This is a genomic window from Microcoleus sp. AT3-A2 (assembly GCF_036705685.1).
Lineage (GTDB): Bacteria > Cyanobacteriota > Cyanobacteriia > Cyanobacteriales > Microcoleaceae > Microcoleus.
Genome location: NZ_JAUBVF010000033.1, coordinates 24,912 through 44,954 on the forward strand (window position 1 = coordinate 24,912; position 20,043 = coordinate 44,954).

Here is a 20,043-nt window from a genome sequence, read left to right on the forward strand (position 1 = left end):
CTAATTACCAATTACCTTCAACTTTTACATAAAAATCGGAGAAGATTCCGAGTTACTGCTGGCGTGACAAATGCGATTTTTGCCTTCGGTTTTGGCTTGATAAAGGGCGCTGTCAGCGCTGCGAATTAGGGTGTTAGGAGATTCCTGGGCAGAAGGAATCGCTGTCGCAATGCCGCAACTGAGGGTAACGTAGGAGCCGATCGACGATCGCGCGTGGGGCAGTTTCAAGCTGGCGATGCCGTCGCAAATTCTCCGGGCGACAGCGTTTGCCCCTTCGGCGCTAGTGTTGGGAAGCACTAGGGCAAATTCTTCGCCACCGTAGCGCGCAGTCAAATCCCCAGCCCGGTTGGTGGCAATGGCGATCGCCCCCGCAACTTGGCGCAAACAATCGTCCCCGCCCAGGTGCCCATAAAAATCGTTGTAAAGTTTAAAAAAGTCGATGTCCAACATAATTAAAGACAGCGACAGTTGCTCTCTTGCCAATCTGCGCCACTCTAAGCTCAAAACGCGATCGAACTGGCGGCGATTGGCAATGCCAGTCAGTCCGTCAGTAGTTGCCAGTTGCTGCAATTTTTGATTGGCTATTGCTAGCTTGCGGTAAAGTTGAGATTGTTCGATCGCGATCGCCACTTGATTTGCCAAGTGCTGTAAAAAATCTATTTCCCACTGCTGCCATTCCCTGACACCGCAGCAATTGTATGCTGTCAACATTCCCCACAAACTATTGCCATTTTCTGCGATCGAATCCGACAAATTTTCCCCCTGCGCCTGCGGTTTCTCACTCGCCTGGTGCCAGATATAACTTTCCGCTGCATCTTGATTTTTCTCGACTTCCCAAACAGTGGCTTCTTGTGTTTCTTTTGCCGTTTCCCAGTCGCCTGATTGCCAAATTGGTACGCTTATAACTGCTGCAATTTCACAATCTGTCAACAATTCTTTGCAACTGCCAGCCAAGGGGGCAGTGCTGACATCTGCTATTGCTTGTACCGACTGGGATTCGACTAAAATAAAGCAGGACACCGCCAAAGCAGCACTAATATTTTGGTTTTCAATATAACCTTCTGGCAAACCGTCACCTGCGACGATCGCACCTTTTTGCTCTTCCCCGTCCAATTGAGACACCCAATCCTGACAGCGATAAATTAAAACGCGGTCTGTTTGGAGAAATTGGCGCACTTCTGCAACGGTACTTTGGAGAATGCTTGCCGGATCTATTGACGATCGAATATGTTCGATCATTTTGCCCAACAGCCGCTGTCGCAGAGCCTGCTGCCGCAATTGTTCTTCGATTTGCTGGCGTTCGATCGCGTAATGGATTGCCCGCACCAGCAGAGTTCTGTGAAATCTTCCCTTTACCAAACAATCTTGAGCGCCCCAGCGCAATACAGACCGGGCAATATTTTCATCGCTGATATCTGTCAGCACCACAATTGGCAATGTGGGCCATCGCCCTTTCAAAACTGCGATCGCCTCGCTTCCCCTCAAGCTGTCTGACACTGACAAATCTAATAGTACCGCGTCAAACTTTTCTACCTCCAGACACCCGACTCCTCTCTCCAGAGACGTAACAGTTTGGAGGAGAAATAGAGACTCGCTGAATGACCCTAGAAGGTCTTCGATCATTGTCGGAGCTCCGAGGTCATCCTCAACCAACAAAATTTTCAGACATTGGTGACGTGTTAACACAACTATAGCGTTCGGAGCGAGTCGAAGGCAACTTTTTTGTTTTGAGAGCGATCCTTGCGATAGGCCAATATTTCGGCTTATTAAATTCACTATACACTCAAACTAGGCATTTAGCGCTCCATTAATACTTACATATCCGGCGGGAGTGAAACGATTTCAAACCAATACTCACATAAAGTCTTCATTACTTCAAGCAAGCCTTCAAAAGTGACTGGTTTGGATATGAAAGAATTGGCTCCCAAGCGGTAGCAAAGCAAGATATCTCCTCTGCGGTGGGAAGTTGTGAGCATTACAACTGGAATTTGTTGCAGATGGGGGTCAGATCTGATCGAAGTTAGTGTTTCTCGTCCGTCCAGCCTCGGCATATTCAGATCCAAAAGTATCAAGTCTGGCTGATGCCAATTGCTGCTACCAAGATATTGACCGCGACGGTACAAGTAATCTAGCACTTGTTCTCCATTTTCCACAAATTCGCTCGTAATTGCTAATCGAACTTCTCCCAGTGCTTCCTTCACCAAAAAGCGCGTGTCCTCGTCATCGTTGGCTATTAAAAGAGTAAATTTTTTCTTTTTATAATTCACGGCTTTGCCTCACTCCGAACGTCTTTTGTGAGGTTACGGGACTTTGAGCCGTGTCTGAGTACCTGCAAAGTATCTCTTGCCATCATCCGGTCAATCTGGCTGAGAACACTGAAATTGTGTTGCAGTAATTTACCGTTTTTCTCGATTTGCAAAGGTTTGCGAATCATGCTTGTTTCACTTGACAGTCTGTCCGAGAACCGGCAAACTGCAAACACATAGCAAATCCTTCTTTGCGAACTACTAGGGAAACTATTGCATCCCAAAGCAAGATGCTCTGGATACAGTTGAAAAAAATTGACAAGTCTTGCGCGCACCGCTGATTTATAAGTTGTATAAGGAGAGAGCTAATAGATTTATATTGATAGATTTTTAGCTCGATGTCATCAGTGAATATGCTACACTTTATAAGCATTTTTGTAAAGAACAGATAAAGATATTTAAAGCTTAAGTAAAGGACAGGTGACAATCAAGCAATTTGCTCACAAGCCCCCGGATTCATCCGTGGGGTCGCTTTCTTAAAATCTAAAATCTAAAATCTAAAATCTAAAATCGATTGACTACTTGAGGCGGACTGCTGACTTCACTTTGGTATAGGAATAGAAAAATAAAAAGTCGAGCCTCGATTGGGTTCTGATTCTACCCACAGGTTGCCGCCATGCCGATCGACAATTCTTTGACAAATCGCTAAACCGATACCGGTTCCCGAATACTGTTTTTGGGTGTGCAAGCGCTGAAAAATCTGAAAAATTCGCGGATGGTACTGTGAGGCAATCCCAATACCATTATCCTGCACTGAAAACACCCAGCTATCCCCCTGACGCGAAGCGTCCACTTGCACCACCGGCGCCTCACTGCTGCGGTACTTAATAGCGTTACCAATTAAATTTTGAAACAGTTGCAGCAGTTGAAAACAGTCACCTTTTACCCTTGGCAAATTTTCCCTAGTAACTGAAGCTTGATTCTCGCGGATGGCCAAATGCAAATTAGCACAAGCATCCTCAAAAACCCGATTGCAATCTATCATTTCAAAAGGTTTCTGACTGCGACCGACCCGCGAATACTCCAGCAAGTCATCAATCAGCGCCTGCATCCGCTCGCAAGAATGAACAATATTGCGGATAAATTTATTCCCTTGGGCATCAAGTTGGTTGGGAAAGCGTTTTTCTAATAGTTGAGCGTAGCCAGCAATTGTGCTCAAAGGCGCTTGCAAATCGTGAGAAGCCACGTAAGCAAACTGTTCTAGTTCTGCATTAGAACGAGTTAATTCTTGAGCGTAGCGGGTTTGAGTGTCTAAACTCTCTTGCAGCAATTCTTGTACCAGCTTGCGTTCGGAAATATCCTCGATCGCACAAATCAAATACTGCAGCGTCCCCTTGACATCGCGCATTGCCGAAACAGTAACATTTGCCCAGCGCACTGCCTCATCTTTGCATAGCAAACGCTTTTCCACAGAAAAAGTTTGAATCTTCCCAGATAACAGCGAGCGCAGGTATTCTCTGTCCACTTCTCTATCATCTGGGTGAGTAATTGCCTCCCAATTTTGCTGTAACAATTCAGATTGTGCATAGCGGACAATTTGACAAAAGCCGGGATTGACCCGCATAAATTTACCACAAAGTGCGGTTTTAGCGATGCCGACCGCAGCCTGCTCGAATATCGCGCGGAAGCGTTCTTCGCTGTCTCGGAGGGCAATTTCTGCTCGTTTGCGCTCGGTAATATTACGAAATGTTACTGCCAGACCATCGTTTAATTTGACCGCCACAATGTGCAGCCAAACAATTGTATCTCCCTCCTGTTCATAATAAAATTCTTGGTCTACAGTTTCTCCTGTTTCTACTACAGAAACATACAAATCAAATAACCTTTTATTGCTAACTTGGGAAACTTTGGCTAACAAATTCTTGCCAACTATCTCATTTAATAACAGCCCATAAAATTTTTCAGCGGCCGGGTTAATCAAGAGCCACTGGAAATCTACAATATATCCCTCATTGTTGCGGACAGCAGAATAAGCCACCACACAGTCTAATGAACTATTTAATATGCTAGCAAGCAGCGACTGTGACTGTTGCAGTTGATAATTTTGTTCTTTTAATTGCTGTTGCAGTTTTTGCAAGCGGACTTGCTTGTCGATGCGCGCTAAAACTTCTTCTACTTGAAATGGTTTAGTAATATAGTCGGCGCCTCCTACTCGAAAAGCTTGTAATTTATCGTTCATTTCATCTAATACGCTTAAAAATATCACCGGAATTTGTTCGGTTTCTGGTGTCGCTTTCAGTCTCCGACAAACTTCATAACCGTTCATTTCCGGCATTCTAATGTCGAGCAAAATTAAATCCGGGCAATGGGCGATCGCAACATTCAACGCCAGTTGACCGCAAATAGCTCGGTAAACTTGATACCCCTGGGATGTTAGCAGTTTGGATAAGAACCGCAGATTGCTTGATTGGTCATCAACCACCAATACTTTAATTTCGCTATTATCCATTTATTTTAAACTCGATTGAGTTAAATCCATTATCTTGTCTAGTCGGTAATCGGCAAGCAAATCTTTTAAAGCCTCAGCTAAAGTTGGATGACTTTCCCAGATGCGATCGACAAGTTGAATCGCCAGCTCTTCATTAACATCATTAGCTGCGTCATGGAGTTCCTTCACCCAGCTTTGAGGCATTTGAGCCAGCAGCCCTCCGAAAAATGAATCGGGTTTTTCGTTCACACAATAACGCCGTAAAGCCCCGACTGGGAGCCGGGGCAACTCTTGATAAAGATAGCGCACTCCCAAGTAGCAAGCCATCTTATCAAAAAGGATTTGTTCTTGAAAAGGTTTCCGCACAAAATCGTCGCAACCTGCGGCGATAATTTCGTCTTTTTTTTCCTCAAAAGTGCTAGCAGTCAGAGCAATAATTACAGTTCGCCACTGAGTTTGTTTCTCTTTCGCTCTAATTTGTCGGACAGCTTCAAAACCATCCATTACTGGCATTCGCGTATCCAGCCAAATTAAATGAGGCTGCCAACTGTCCCAAAGTTCAACAGCTTGGTAGCCATTTTCCGCTTCTCGGACTTCAAAACCAATTGGTTGCAACATTTTAACCAGCAGCAGCCGATTTTCTTGATTGTCGTCAACTGCTAAAATCCGATAAATTGGTTGATCTGCTTCTAGTGCGATCACCCGCTGCAATGTCGCCACTGTTATTTCAGACGAAATAGCCGCAAATACTCGGATATTAAATTTAAAACTGCTTCCCTCACCTAAAACACTTTTTACCCAAATATCCCCACCCATTATCTGCACGTATTTTTTAGTAATTGTCAAACCCAATCCCGTACCATCAGCCGCTTTTCTCCCCGCTTGTGTTTGCACGAAAGCATCAAATAAAGTATCAATTTCTGCTGTGGCTATGCCAATCCCCGTGTCTTCAACTTCAAACAAAATTAACAAGGGTTCGACCGAGGTAGAGTTAGGATGAATTTCCGATTCAACGGGCGGTGGCTGGTTGCTTTCCACGCTCACCCGCAGCCAAATACGGCCGCCGTCCTGAGTGAATTTCATGGCATTTGCTAGCAGGTTAATTAAGCAAACGCGCAGCTTTTTTTCGTCAGTTTTTATATATTGGGGAACATTTGCCTGCACGAAAAATCTCAGTTGCATTTTTTTTGTTTCAGCTTTTATTTGAAACATTTCTTCGAGAGTGTCGAGGAGTTGATAAAGGTCAAAGCTACGTTGATCTAAGCCAATTATCCCTGCTTCTATTTTCGACAAGTCTAAAACATCGTTAATTAGTTCCAGCAAATGTTGACCGCTGCGGTTAATAATTCGGAGATTTTCGAGATTTTCGTGGCTGAGCAAAGAGTCGCGGCTCATGACTTGGGTAAAACCCAGGATGGCGTTCAGAGGAGTCCGCAATTCGTGGCTCATGTTGGCAACGAATTGACTTTTTGCGAGGGATGCAGCGGCCGCTGCTTCTTCGGCTTTTTTGCGTTCTATTATTTCTTGTTGCAGTTCTTTATTGCGATCGAGCAATTGTTTTTTCAGTCTCTGGATAGTCAGTTGGTGTTCGATTCGCGCTAAAACTTCTGCTACATGAAACGGTTTGGTGATATAATCTACCCCTCCAACTTGAAATGCGGTTAGTTTGTCCAATACTTCATCTAAAGCGCTGATAAAAATAACGGGAATTTCGGAGGTCTTCGGATCTTCCTTGAGCTGTCTGCAGACTTCGTAGCCGTCCATGTCCGGCATTTTGATGTCGAGCAAAATCAAATCGGGACAACCAGAGCGCGCGGCCCTGATTGCCATTTTGCCGTTAATTACGCCGCGGACTTTGTAGCCCCGATCGGACAGCGTTGCTGATAAAACTTGCAAATTTTCTGGAGTATCGTCAACAATTAATATGTTGCCTTTATTTTCTTCTATTTGATTGTTGGTCATCGCTCGCTATTTTTTGTTAATTTAAGAATTATTGAAATTAGGAAAACTGGTTAAATACTTATTATAGCACTCCCTCCTCAATCAACTCCTTTTATATTTACAGAACTTATCCTAGTTAAGATTTGAGATATGAGATTTGAGATTTGAGATTAAAGAATTGGGAATGACTGAGGATTACGAGGGTGTGGAGCTTGGCTACAAGTAAATTAGTCTATAGCAGGCGAGTTTACAAATAGGCGATCGACCTACATCATCAATAATCCTGAAGCTGCCCCTATCCCTTCTTGTTGGAAGCATCTCATATTTGTAAAAACACTTCTTCTGGCTTCTGGCTCCTTCCTTCTTTCTTCTTCCTTCTGACTCTTTCCTCCTGGCTCCTAAATCCTGGCTCCTAACTCCAATTTCTAGCTGGGCTGCTTTCATTGAGATGCTCGCTTCTTCTTTCATCCTTCAACACTTTCTAAATTCCTCAATCAAATCGATAATCCGATCGCACCGGAAGTTATTGGCTAAATCGGCGATCGCGCTGCGGACACTAGCATTAATAGCAGGAATCGACAACAACAGCCGAAAAATCTCTTCGTTATCAACCGCATCCGCCGCAGAATACAATTCATCAACCCATTCAGGAGGCATAGCTTCCAAAAATGAAGTATTGAGCGTAAAAGCCAAATCAGCCGTTTCAGTTGCCGTGGAAACCTCGGCGGACACCGTAGCATCAGAACTTAGCGAAGCTTCTCGATCATAAACATAGCGGACTCCCAGATACTTAGCCATCTTTTCCAGAATCACTTGTTCCCGAAAAGGCTTCGCTACAAAATCATCGCAACCAGCAGACAAAATCAGCGATCGCTCCTCATCAAAAGCACTTGCAGTCAGAGCAATAATCACCGTTGCTTGACCTTTCAAATGCGCTTTAATCTGTTTAGTAGCTTCGTAACCGTCCATCACCGGCATCCGCATATCCATCCAAATCAAATGAGGTTCCCAACTCGACCACATTTCCACAGCTTGAAGGCCATTTTCAGCGTCCTGCACCGCAAAGCCAAGCGATGTCAGCATTCTGACCAACAGCAAGCGGCTTTCCAGGCGATCGTCAACAGCTAAAATCCGGTATTCTGGCTGTCCGGCTTCAATACCCACCACTCGGCGAGCTGTTTGAGCCACCTGAATTTCCATTGCATTAGGCAACAAAACTTTAACATCAAATCTAAAAATGCTGCCGCGACCGAGGGTGCTTGTTACCGTCATCTTCCCTCCCATTAACTGAACGAACTGCTTGCTGATTGGCAAGCCTAAACCGGTTCCTTCTTGAGCTTTTTTCCCGCTTTCTGTTTGCGCGAAAGGTTTAAACAAATTCTCCATTTCTTCCGCAGAAATTCCTGAACCAGTGTCTTGCACTTCAAATAGCAAAAAGCAACTGTCACTTGGCGTAATCTCTCCATGAGTTTTAGTTTTCAACAACTCATGTTTGATTCTCAAATTAACACCACCTTCTGCCGTAAACTTAATAGCATTTCCTACTACATTAATCAATACTTGTCGCAACTTGCTTTCGTCAGTTTCTATATATCGAGGTAGATCTGGTGGGCAATCAAAAATTAACTGCAACCCTTTTTTTTCGGCTTGCAGCTTCAGCATATTTTCAGTATTTTTTAGCATTTTGTGCAAGTCGAAGGTGCTATTATTAAGTGTCACCAGCCCGACTTCAATTTTTGACATTTGCAGAATATTGTTGATCAGAACGAGCAAATGTTCCCCGCTCTGGGTAATAATTCCTAAGTATTGCTGTTGGTCGGCACCGAGGTCTGGGTCGCGGGCTAGCAGTTGGCTGAAACCGAGAATTGCGTTGAGGGGAGTTCGCAATTCGTGGCTCATATTCGAGAGAAATTCGCTTTTTGCTCGGTTCGCTCTGTCGGCTTCTTCTTTGGCTTTTTGCAGGGCTATTTCAGCTTGTTTACGTTCGGTAATATCGCTAGCAGTGCCTGTTGTGCCGATGATGTTTCCTTCAGCGTCCATGCGCGCGATCGCCTTAGTATTTATATCTATCTTTCTGCCGTCTTTTCCTAATACTATGTTCTCGTACTGAAACACAGTTTTTCCCGTCAGCAAACGCTGCTGAAGTTCCCACTTCCAGTCTATTTCTCCTGGAGCCAAAAAATCGCTAAAAGTACAGCCGAGCATTTCTTCAGGCTCGTAACCATAGATTTTTTTAACTGCTTGGTTGACAAAAGTAATGTGTCCTTGAGCATTGCAAGACCAGATAATATCTTGGGAAGTTTCAACTAAATGACGGTATTTTTCTTCGCTCTCTGCAAGGGCTACTTCTGCTAGTTTGCGTGGAGTAATGTCCATCAAAGTTGTGAATAGTTTTGTCACTTGCCCTTGTTGGTTGACAACTACTTCTCCTCTGGCTTCGATGTAGCGGATGAAGCCGGCTTCACTTATTTGTGACGGGCAATTATCCGCAGCAATTTTCGGTTCCCGCCGCAGAATTCGATATTCCAAACTGTAAGATTGCCCGCTAGCAATAGCAGTGTCGATCGTTGTTTGCCACTTTTGTCTATCTTCGGGATGCACGTATTGCGAAAACTCAGTCAGTGTTGGCGCAAGCTGGGTGGAATCGAGTCCAAAAATCCGAGATAACTCTTCCGACCAAGTAGTTGTGTTGGCCGAGAAATCGCATTCCCAATTACCGACACGGGCGATTCTTTGCGCTGCTGCTAAAGAAGCCGCTACAGATCGGAGTTTTTCTTCGGCTAATTTGCGATCGCTAATATCTTGAATCACAGAAATCACGCAGGTTTCGCCATGAATGTCAATGATTTCTGCTGACAGCAGCCCCGTTCTAAGTTCCTCTGTTTTAGTGCGAAAATCAAATTCGTAGTTGAGAATAATTTGTTCTTCATCTAACATTTTAAACAACTCGGCGCGAGCTTGTGTATTTTCCCAAAAATTCAAATCAAGCACCGTGCGATCGAGAATTTCTGCAGTTGAATAACCGATTGTCTGGCAAAAAGCCTCATTAATTTCTAAATAACGACCGTCATTAAGTCTGGTAATAGTAATCGGATTGGGAGAAGAACGAAAAGCTTTAGCAAACTTTTCCTCAGACAAGCGCAGTTGTGCAGTCCGCTCCTCGACCAAAGTTTCCAAGTCTTGATTCAGCTTTTGGAGTTGAGCATTTTGTTCCGCTAATTGCTTGTCCCTAAAATAGCTGTTAATCGCTTCTTTTACCGTCAACCTCAAATCTTCTGACTGCCAAGGTTTCGATATGTATCGGTACAATTTAGCATATTTAATAGTATTCGCCACTGCTTCTAGGTCTGCTTGCCCCGTCAGCATAATTTTGATAGTTTTAGGGGACATTCTGTGAATCTGCTTCAGCAATTCGTCTCCTTTGATATTCGGCATCAAATAGTCGGAAATCACTGCTACGATTTCGCAGCCCTCTGCCAGTAATTCCTCGATTAACTCTAAAGCATCTTCGCCCCCTTCAGCGGTTTCTAATAAGTGTTCTTCTCCCAGGGTTTTTTTTAACTCAATTTTCAAACTTTCAAGAATTATCGGTTCGTCATCCACGCAAATAATCACAGGTTTATTGCTCATATTTTTGTCAAACCAGATTTTATAGTTTCTACTAATTCTTTGCGCTCCCACGGCTTGTACAAACAACGGTGCAAGTTTGCTTGCTCTTTCACCCGTGCTATTGCTACTTCGTCGGCTTGCCCCGTCAGCATGACTTTCACAATTTTGGGATATTTTTGGTGAACCATAATCAAAAACTCATCTCCTTTAATACCTGGCATTAACCAGTCAGATACTATGACCAAAATATCACTTTCATCTTCTTTTTGAATTTCCTCCATAATTTCCAGAGCTTCATCTGCATTTTCTGCTACTTCATAGAGGTAAGCATCCCCAAATTCTTTTTTCAGTTGAATTTTTAAACTATTTAAGATCACAACTTCATCGTCAACGCACAAAATTACTGGTTTAGGCATAAAACTTTACTTCTATTAAATTTTAAAATTTGGGCATTTCCCTCTTTTTTAAATTGCTATCAAGGGATTCCGATGGGCAAGGATATAGTAAATTTTGTTTGACCTGGCACGCTTTCTACTTGCAGTTCACCTTGGTGTTTTTCCAGAATTTTTTGAACTATATCTAATCCCAAACCACTGCCTTCCCCTGGAGGTTTAGTTGTGAAAAACGGTTCAAAAATTCTCGGCATAATCTCTGGGGGAATGCCGGTACCACTGTCGGTAATACTGACTGATATTGCGTTCGCTTCGTGTTTGATATCAATTTTTAACACTCCTTTGTTGCCCATCGCTTGTAAAGCATTGTGAACCAAATTTGTCCAAACTTGATTGAGTTCATCAGGATAGCATAGCACAGAGGGCAAATTAGTACCATAGTTTCTGACTACTTCCACACCGTGTTTGATTTGGTAGTGGTAAAGCGTTAAAACAGTATCAATACCGTCGGTAATATTAGCGATCACTTTGGAACCCGACTGATCGTAACGAGAGTAGCTTTTCAAAGCAAAAACGATTTTTGCTGCCCTATCTGTAGCAGTAGCAATATTTTTAGTGCTTTTTTGTACCGTAGCAAATTGGTAGGCGGTTTGTACAATGTTTCTACTTTGGCTGTCTTTCAACAAAGGCAAGAAACGTTCTACATTATTGCCGATGCCGATATCTAATAACGTACAGGCAAGACTGGCGGCGTCGTCAATGTTTTCTGATTCTAATTGCTCCTGCAAAATTTTTTTTAACTGACGTTTTTCTTTACTAGATAATGTATCTGTTCCTTGGCTGGACGTGTGTAGCAAAGCAAAGAAATCCTGCCGCTGTTCCGGGGATAGCTGTTGAAAAAATATCGGCAACTGCTGCAATTGTTCGGCCCAGAAATCGGCGATGTTCTGCACAGAAGAGCGAATCGCCCCTAAAGGAGAATTGATTTCATGAGCAACTCCAGCAATTAACTGTCCAAGGGCTGCCATTTTTTCTGATTGAATGAGTTCTTTTTGAGTCCGCTTCAGTTCTTCTAAGGTATGAGATAACTCTGCATTTTTTTGGGACAGCGCTGACTCGGCTATTTTGCGAGCATTGATGTTGCGGGCAACCCAAATGACTGCATCTTTTGAAAACAGAGAAATGCAGGCAGAAAACCAAATTTTGCGACCACAAACTGTTAAGCTGTAGTCAAAATTGAGAGTTTGTTGTGTTTCTAACACTTGCTGAACTAACACCCACCAATCATCCGGGTTGTCGTCGTCAAAAAAATGTTCTATGGTCAAGCTGACTATATCACAATCAGGCTCAGAAGCCGCTGCCACATTCGTTGGCAAAACTTCTATGTTCCGCTGACTGTCTAGCACGAGAACGATGTCGGTCATGGCTTCAAAAACGGCGCGCACTTTCTTTTCAGAAAAGTGCAATTTTTCTTCGAGCAACTTTTTACCGCTAATTTGTTGCTGTAATTCTTCGTTACTGGCTGCTAGTTGAACCGTGCGGTCTAGAACTCGCTGTTCGAGTTCGGTGTTGAGGCGGCGAACTTCAGCTTCAGCGTTGGTGCGGTCTTGTATTTCCTTTTTTAACTGACTGTTGGTATTAATTAATTCTAAAGTTCGCTGTTTGATTTGTCCTTCCAAATTATCATTTAAAACTCGCAGCTTTTCCTCGATTTCTGTTCTCTGTAACGCTTCTTTTTGTAATTCTTCGTTCATTTTGTTTAACTCCTGAATTTTGTCGGCAACTGTTTCCTGCAAAAGCTCGATATTGGCGTGCATTTCTACCGGATCTAATGCCTGCAGCAGGCTAATTTCAGTCACAATTCCGGCTAAATATCCTTCCTCGTCCACCACCACCAAGCGTCGGATGCGGTGCTGCTGCATTAACTGGTGAGCCTGCCACAAGGTGGCTTTTACCTGCAACGGTATCAGCGGAAAACTCATCGCGGTGGTGACGGGAGTACCTGCGAAATCTAGTCCAGAAGCTTGGAATTTAACAATGTCGCGTTCTGTAATTATGCCTACAGGTTTCTGATTTTTGTTGTCGCTTTCCGTGCAAATGACTATGCAGCTTTTCCGCTGGGTTGTCATCTGTTTTGCGACTTCTAAAACTGAGGCGCTGCTTGAGGTAACTATTACTTGTGTAGTCATAATTTCTTCGGCACGCCACATTTTCAGCAAGTCTGCCGGTTTGAGAATTTCACGGATGCTTTCGCAGGTGATAGCGCCTAGCAACTTGCCACCTTCGTCTAGGAGGGGTAAATGACGGATTCTATTCGATCGCAATATGCTCAATACCTTGAAGATATTCCCCGCTTGATCGAGGGAAATGGCGATCGGGTTTTCAGTCATCACCTCAGAAATTGCCACCCCTGCTAGCGGTATTTCGCTAGCAGTTATTTTCACAACATCGCGTTCTGTAAAAATTCCGAGCAATTGCTGCTCAAACGCAATTAAAATGCAACTGGCACTCGCCTGAGTCATGGCAGCAATTGCGACTTTCAAGGGTGTGTCTGGAGGCAGCATCAGCGGTTTGGGGTCGATCGCCTGTTCTAGCAAGCTTTGGGTATCATAAACTGTTGTTGACATGGGCAAATCAAGGGGGATAGATGCAGGGGGAACCGGCACTTAATACCATTTTAGATTTCCGATTTTACAGTCGCAGCACGCTAACCGCAATCGAGATTTGACATCGGTCTAGAGTTGCATTTTTTGTCGCGCATTGGTATGATTTTTAGTGCGATCGCGCTCAACGGCGATCGAAATTGACACAATACACGTCCTTTGACCGATAACTGATGTTACTTCTATTTTACCCGAATGTTTTTCCACACTTTTTTTAACAATCTCCAGTCCCAACCCGCTGCCTTCGTCGGCGGGTTTTGTGCTACAGAACGGATCAAATATTCGTGGCAAAATTTCCGGGTAATTCAGTTGCCACTGACGAGCAGGCTCTGATTTTCTCTCTCACCTATACTTTTAAAACTCGGCAATTCTCTATCGCTTGTAAAGCATTGTGCATCAGATTTATCTAAACTTGTTTTAGTTCGTCTGCCTCAGACAACAATTTAGGCAGTGGAGCTGGATAATTTCTGACAAATTCTACTCTGTTTTTTTGTTTTTTCAATTAAAAGTTAATAGAGCTTTAATAGGTCAGTAAGATTGGCAATTACTTTTCTAACATACAGTTATATCTAGAACATTTTCCACTTAAAAATTAGTTTTGTGGCTCTCTCTAGCAAATTTTTTTCTTGATAATCCGTGAATAAATGACAGAGACTATGTGCCTGAATCAGCAATTTAAGCACCCTTTGATGAAATATGTGATTCAGTGCAAGTTTATGGATTCCTTCTGTTGAGCAAGCAGGTTAATCCATTCAGAAATTTCGCGTTTTATTTCTGTAAGTTATTGCCATAAAAAATAGGAATATTGCGATTTTTGACACCATAGCAGACAACTTCAAACTCAGCGTTTTTGAGAATAATTTAATAGCTTTCTCGGAACATTGGCAGAGTTTCCCTGGCATGAAACTTGCTGTGACCGATACAAGCTGGTACTAAATATAATATCCTGCCTCTGAGGCTGTTGGCATTGAACATCGATAACTGTAGCTACGTGTTGCAGTAACTAGCAGCCCAGAAAATCACGATGCCCGCAATTGTAAATAATAACCCTGCCTTTGCGCGCAAGCATTCAAGGCAGGGTTATTATTGAGTATTCCGAATTCTCAAGGGTGAAGCGAGGACGCTGCTGCCGACTTCGGCTGCCCAGCAGTACACTACTCGCCCAATCGAGTGATTTTAGCGCTGCGTTGGGCCAACATCAGCAGTACATAAATAGTCATTACATAGCCGGCGGCCAGAATGGGAATAATTAGAGGAATATCGCGATAAATCATAATTAGAACCAAAAGTCAAGGACGAAGAGGAGGAGGACAAGTTCAAGACCTACTACATTAAGTCAGCACCCAAGACCATGCCTTGGTTCTGAAGGCTGTTTTTCCATATCAAGCCTGCGGGAACATTTAGGCGTTCCCGGTCATCAATAATGATTTACTGCTTTACAGATGCTTAAACAGCCTAAAACCATCCACTTTAGCTGCTTTGAGCTACCGTGCACATAAGATGCGCTACTCTTAACTTCTGAAAGCTTTTAGCCGCGAGGAACTAAAAATCTGTCCCAGAAATTTTGGCTGCGATCGACTAACAAGGCCGGCTCTACGAAACTTTTACAGGCACCTAAAAGCTACCTGCCAGTCTGGCTGTACTTAATGTATAGAATTGTTTAAATCCTTAATGCCTATAATAACACAGGGTTTCTGGGATTTAGAGATTTTTTGGCAGTGTCCTTAACAATTCGATACAATAGGGGCAACCCCTCTGACAGCCGGCGACTCGCCTCTGGGAGTCGGGTGACGACCATCGGGTGGAGATGACAAATAACTGCCGATCGCCTAGATTTTTCTTTTCTATTGCAGAGAATTACCTTAAAATAAAGATATGATATGTAAAATTTTGTTACTTTACGGCTTGAGTCGGCGTATCCATGATCTCTAGCACTCTCCTATTTTCCTCGGTTGAAGAAGACCTGCGACTGTTGACAGAAAACTTAAAACAGTTAGTGGGTGCCCGTCATCCCATCTTGTACGCGGCTGCAGAATACTTATTCGGCACAAAGGGAAAACGAGTGAGACCCGCAATCGTTCTGTTGATGGCCAAGGCGACTATGCCCGATCGGGAAATCACGGAAAAACACCGTCGCCTCGCTGAAATTACGGAAATGATCCACACAGCTAGTCTAGTCCACGACGACGTGGTGGACGAGTCGGATCTGCGGCGGGGAGTGCCGACGGTTCACAGTCGGTTTAACAACCGAGTGGCAGTATTGGCGGGAGACTTTCTGTTTGCTCAATCTTCCTGGCATTTGGCAAATCTCGACAACCTGCCAGTAGTCAAACTGCTTTCAGAAGTGATTATGGATTTAGCTGAGGGGGAAATTCAACAGGGACTCAATGGATTTGACACCAGCTTGTCGATCGAAGCGTACCTCGAAAAAAGTTATTACAAAACAGCGTCTTTAATTGCCAACAGTTCCAAAGCAGCGGGCTGTTTGAGCGAGGTTTCAGCGGCAATAGCAGACGATTTGTACAACTACGGTCGGAACATTGGTTTGGCATTCCAAATAGTTGATGATATATTAGATTTCACCGCTTCAACGGAAACTTTGGGGAAACCTGCAGGCTCGGATCTCAGAAGCGGTAATCTGACAGCACCCGCACTATTCGCTTTAGAAGAAAAACCTTACTTGGAAGTTCTCATAGAACGCGAATTTGCCCAAGAAGGAGATATAGAGCAGGCCCTGGCACTGGTAGAAGATTCTAGAGGCATAGAGCGATCGCGAGAACTAGCCACAAATCACGCACAGAAAGCCGTCGAATACTTAGCTGCGCTGCCCCATTCAGAGTCCCGTCAAGCTTTGATTGATTTGGCTGAATACGTTTTGAGTAGGCTTTATTAGAGGTTAAAAAGTTACACTTTATTGGTAATGGGGAATTGGTAATGGGGAATTCCCAATGCCTAATGCCCTGTTACCAATTAATAGAAAATTGAGTTGTTTAGGCAATATCCGGCGGTGGAGCTGATCGATACTGTTGCAAGTAAACGTTAATTAAACTCTGTACTTGCTCGCGAGGGATTTCCGTCCCGACTTCCTGGTTTCCGGGACTTTCAAAAAAAACAATGCTGTCTAGACCTTCCAGAGCTATCATCTGAAATAAAATGTGAGTGACAGGCAAAAGCACCGGTCTGAGGCGATCGCCCCCAGCAGCCGCAGCCTGCGACGCATCTTTAATACTGTTCCAAGCATAAATCACCCTCTTCTCCCGTCCCGGTTGCTTGAGATTGCTCAAAACCACGATCGCCCAACTTTGGTCTACCGCTTGCAGGATCGAGTATTCGAGGTGCTGTAGCTGTTGGGCAATTAACACCAGGGCCGGGGCGATCGCCTTTAAGATTTCTGGCGTCGAACCGTCGGGCGGAGCTTTTTCGATCAATGCTTGAATCTGTTGGTCTAAATCCATCAGTCAGTTCTTTGATATCTAAAATTAAAAATTTCAGGTTAGCAGGTCCGGATCCAAGTATATATTACCCAGCACTGTCCTATTAAAGATAAGCTGACACCCATCTAAATTTAAGATTTTGCAGCCTAGAGTCCTTGTCGCGAGCATTTGGGCAAAAAAAGTAAGTGCGTAATACCTTACACAAGGTCATCCAAAAAGTCTAACCATAGGGTGCTGAGCGCTAGCCCTGTCAAGGTGTGTTAAATCTGAGCCCGATCAAAAGCCGAAAACGGTTATTTCACGTTCGGATTTTTCACACTTAAAGCTATAAAAACTGTTTGGGGGAGTTTGGTTTCAAAATAAAAACGCCCAAAGTTAGTAACCTCATGAGCGGGCTGGGTGCTGATGGCGCACCTTACCCCAGATGGCGACTCAAAGGATTTGTTGGCCCTACTCCTATATATCTATTGTTCATATTTATAGTTGGTCGATCATCCTTGACGCTACCCATACCTGCCGATGCACTTCGGCCTCATCAGCTACAATCCCAACTTTTGCGTTGTTAACTGCCCCAGAGTCACCTCAAATGTAACGAAATATTACAAGATGACGCTAAAGCAGCATAGAGGCTTGACAGCAAAGAATTAAGCGGCTAATCTGATATACATACCCGGGTAAGTCAATTCACTGTCATATGCAAGAAAAGCAAAAAGTTACATTGTATCTTCCACCAGAACTGCATCGCCAGCTCAAAATCCGAGCCGCAGTCGAAACTGAACCGATGTCATCAATTGCAGAAAGGGCAATTGTCTTCTACCTAGGAAATCCCGAACTGGTTGACGAAGTAGAAGCCTCCTACGGACAAACCCATCGGGTATACAACTGTCCAGAATGCACGGGTTCAGTAGTAATGCGAGATGGAGAACTGGCATCCGTAACAAGTCAGCCGAGCGTATTGGCTGAACAGGATCTTCCAGTAAAGCAAGTGTCAGGCGTCAGTGCCAGCACAGCCAAACCGGGAGAGGAAGAATTGGTTCCCTGCTAAGAATGCCTTGCTTCCCCAAAAAGCTAAAACTGAAATTTTCAGTAAGAGAGCGAAGGGCAGCATTGAGATTCAGCAAAGATAGCACCGTCTCTAGTGGGTCGAGGACTATGCAAGAAGAGATCAGTATTCTAATCCAAGCTCAATATCCTCTGATCTACCTCGTGACATCCGAGGAAGAGCGGTGTGAGCAAGCAATTTCGACAATAGCTCAAGCGAAACCACAGCGACGAGTATTTATCTGGACTGTAACTCACGGCATTGTGGAGTATGGTCAACCCCGCACCACCACCCAACACAACACCGTCTCCCCAGAGGCAGCAATTGAATGGGTGATCAGGCAGCGAGAACCCAACAGTAACGCTAGCATCTACATTTTCAAAGATCTGCATCCTTTTATAGATTCTCCTCCGGTAACGAGGTGGTTGCGCGATGCGATCGCCAACTTCAAAGGAACGCAAAAGACAATTATACTGATGTCTCCTTTGCAGCAAATTCCGATCGAGCTAGAAAAGGAAGTAGTCGTATTAGACTTCGCGTTGCCAGACATGAAGGAACTAAACCAAGTATTGTCTGGTCAGTTGGAGCAAACGAAATCGCGACGCATTACCACAGAAGCGCGAGAAAAACTTTTAAAAGCAGCCTTGGGATTGACTAAGGACGAAGCTGAAAAAGTTTATCGCAAAGCCCAAGTTTCGACTGGGCGCCTCACAGAAGAAGAAGTAGACATAGTTCTTTCGGAGAAAAAGCAATTAATTCGGCGCAACGGCATTCTAGAGTTTATTGAAGAAGACGAAACCCTGGATGCAGTCGGCGGCTTAGAAGAGCTGAAGCGGTGGCTGAGACAGCGTTCCAACGCCTTTACAGAAAGGGCGAGAGAATACGGTCTGCCCCAACCAAAAGGGATGTTAATTCTCGGCGTACCCGGATGCGGAAAATCGCTGATTGCTAAGACCACCTCCCGCCTCTGGGGACTGCCCCTGCTGAGGCTAGATATGGGTAGAGTTTACGACGGCTCGATGGTGGGTCGCTCGGAAGCCAACCTCCGCAATGCCCTCAAAACCGCAGAATCCATCTCTCCAGCGCTCCTCTTCATCGACGAACTAGACAAAGCCTTTGCAGGAGGCACTGGTTCGGCAGACTCAGACGGAGGCACCTCCAGCCGGATTTTCGGTTCCTTCCTCACTTGGATGCAAGAAAAGACTTCCCCAGTCTTCGTAATGGCAACAGCCAACCGAATCGAGCGGTTGCCGGGAGAATTCTTGAGGAAAGGGCGATTCGACGAACTCTTCTTTGTTGATCTGCCTACCAAGGAAGAACGCCAAGATATATTCAAGATTCACCTGTCAAAGCGCCGTCGGGAAATTACTCGCTTCGATTTAGAGCAACTTTCCACTGTTTCCGAGGGCTTTTCAGGTGCAGAGATTGAGCAAGCGCTAGTAGCCGCAATGTACGAAGCCTTCGCTCAAGATCGAGAGTTTACGCAGCTAGACATCATCGCGGCCATTAAATCCACAATGCCACTGTCTAAAACAATGACCGAACAGGTCACCGCCCTGCGAGATTGGGCTAGACAGCGTGCACGGCCCGCTGCGTCTTCCGTCGCTGAATACCAGCGAATGGAATTCTAAAAGCTTTCTCCTGGTCCAAACAGGAGCAAAGGCTAGCAACAGCTAGCAGTTCGATTCAAGAGCCGCCAAGCGGCACCGTTAAATCCAGACCGTTGTTGTTTCTCTCTCAGTTGTATTAGGAGGAAATCCAATGTCTCACTTTAGCACACTGCGTACCAAAATCACCGATGCCGAAATCCTGAAAGCTTCCCTGCGCGACTTGGGCATTTCAGTCAAGTCAGAAGCTGATGTTCGTGGCTATAATGGTCAGCGCGTTCGCTCCGACATCGTAGCGATTCTCGAAGGCGAATATGACCTGGGTTGGTCTCGCAATAGCGATGGTTCTTTTGACCTGATTGCCGACCTCTGGGGCGTCGCCAAAAAACACAATCAAACAGAGTTAATCAACTCCATCAACCAGAAGTACGCAGTTAACAAGACCTTGGCAGCAGTCAAGCAGCGCGGTTTGCAAAATGCCAACGTTAAGCTGGTAGTGCAAAACTAATTGATCTGCATGTTTCCAAGTTCGCGGGTTAACCAAACTAACGGGTTAACCCGTTTTTAGCTAGCTAGGATGTAGAGCGCGGTCTTTGGGCCACCACATACTTTTTTAGCACC

Annotated in this window: 15 protein-coding genes; 4 read left to right on the plus strand and 11 right to left on the minus strand. The window is 44.5% G+C overall.

The features are described 5' to 3' along the window. Positions 1–24: 24 nt before the first annotated feature. The 10 genes from QUB37_RS18405 to QUB37_RS18450 form a co-directional block, all read right to left on the minus strand. Entirely contained in the window at positions 25–1,686 is a 1,662-nt protein-coding gene (locus tag QUB37_RS18405; protein WP_333164635.1) for a diguanylate cyclase domain-containing protein, read from the minus strand. A 128-nt stretch (positions 1,687–1,814) separates the two neighbouring features. After that, the gene (locus QUB37_RS18410; RefSeq protein ID WP_333164638.1) at positions 1,815–2,267 is read right to left on the minus strand and encodes a response regulator; all 453 of its coding nucleotides are present in this window, start codon (positions 2,265–2,267) and stop codon (positions 1,815–1,817) included. After that, positions 2,264–2,434 carry a hypothetical protein gene (locus QUB37_RS18415; RefSeq protein WP_333164641.1) on the minus strand — a complete coding sequence of 57 codons (171 nt, stop codon included), beginning with the start codon at positions 2,432–2,434 and terminating at the stop codon, positions 2,264–2,266. The genes QUB37_RS18410 and QUB37_RS18415 overlap by 4 nt, the downstream gene beginning before the upstream one ends. 413 nt (positions 2,435–2,847) lie before the next feature. Next, on the minus strand, positions 2,848–4,755 hold the full coding sequence (locus QUB37_RS18420; RefSeq protein ID WP_333164643.1) for a PAS domain S-box protein: 1,908 nt from the start codon (positions 4,753–4,755) through the stop codon (positions 2,848–2,850). Continuing rightward, entirely contained in the window at positions 4,756–6,696 is a 1,941-nt protein-coding gene (locus QUB37_RS18425; RefSeq protein WP_333164646.1) for a response regulator, read from the minus strand. 195 nt (positions 6,697–6,891) lie between these two features. Next, positions 6,892–7,143: a hypothetical protein gene (locus tag QUB37_RS18430; RefSeq protein ID WP_333164648.1), complete on the minus strand. Its 252-nt coding sequence runs from the start codon at positions 7,141–7,143 to the stop codon at positions 6,892–6,894. 3 nt (positions 7,144–7,146) lie between these two features. Continuing rightward, complete coding sequence (locus QUB37_RS18435) at positions 7,147–10,305, minus strand: PAS domain S-box protein (protein ID WP_333164651.1); 3,159 nt, start codon at positions 10,303–10,305, stop codon at positions 7,147–7,149. Beyond that, on the minus strand, positions 10,302–10,700 hold the full coding sequence (locus tag QUB37_RS18440) for a response regulator (RefSeq protein WP_333164652.1): 399 nt from the start codon (positions 10,698–10,700) through the stop codon (positions 10,302–10,304). Before QUB37_RS18440 ends, QUB37_RS18435 begins: the two co-directional genes overlap by 4 nt. A 59-nt stretch (positions 10,701–10,759) precedes the next feature. Next, positions 10,760–13,303, minus strand: a complete 2,544-nt coding sequence (locus QUB37_RS18445; protein WP_333164655.1) for a CBS domain-containing protein — start codon at positions 13,301–13,303, stop codon at positions 10,760–10,762. Between the two features lie 108 nt (positions 13,304–13,411). Next, on the minus strand, positions 13,412–13,630 hold the full coding sequence (locus tag QUB37_RS18450) for an ATP-binding protein (RefSeq protein WP_333164657.1): 219 nt from the start codon (positions 13,628–13,630) through the stop codon (positions 13,412–13,414). A 1,630-nt stretch (positions 13,631–15,260) separates the two neighbouring features. Between QUB37_RS18450 and sds the strand changes: the two genes are divergently transcribed. Continuing rightward, positions 15,261–16,232 carry a solanesyl diphosphate synthase gene (sds, locus tag QUB37_RS18455; RefSeq protein ID WP_333164660.1) on the plus strand — a complete coding sequence of 324 codons (972 nt, stop codon included), beginning with the start codon at positions 15,261–15,263 and terminating at the stop codon, positions 16,230–16,232. 97 nt (positions 16,233–16,329) lie between these two features. Here sds and QUB37_RS18460 read toward each other — a convergent pair whose 3' ends face one another. Beyond that, positions 16,330–16,794, minus strand: coding sequence for a hypothetical protein (locus QUB37_RS18460; protein ID WP_333164662.1), 465 nt, complete (start codon positions 16,792–16,794; stop codon positions 16,330–16,332). A gap of 673 nt (positions 16,795–17,467) precedes the next feature. Here QUB37_RS18460 and QUB37_RS18465 point away from each other — a divergent pair. The 3 genes from QUB37_RS18465 (at position 17,468) to QUB37_RS18475 (ending at position 19,930) form a co-directional block, all read left to right on the plus strand. Next, a complete protein-coding gene (locus QUB37_RS18465; RefSeq protein ID WP_006635783.1) occupies positions 17,468–17,818 on the plus strand; it encodes a hypothetical protein in 351 nt (116 codons plus the stop codon). A gap of 107 nt (positions 17,819–17,925) precedes the next feature. Further along, on the plus strand, positions 17,926–19,446 hold the full coding sequence (ycf46, locus tag QUB37_RS18470; RefSeq protein WP_333154480.1) for a stress-responsive protein Ycf46: 1,521 nt from the start codon (positions 17,926–17,928) through the stop codon (positions 19,444–19,446). A 130-nt stretch (positions 19,447–19,576) separates the two neighbouring features. After that, positions 19,577–19,930, plus strand: coding sequence for a DUF1257 domain-containing protein (locus tag QUB37_RS18475; protein ID WP_006635781.1), 354 nt, complete (start codon positions 19,577–19,579; stop codon positions 19,928–19,930). The last annotated feature ends 113 nt before the right edge of the window (positions 19,931–20,043 follow it).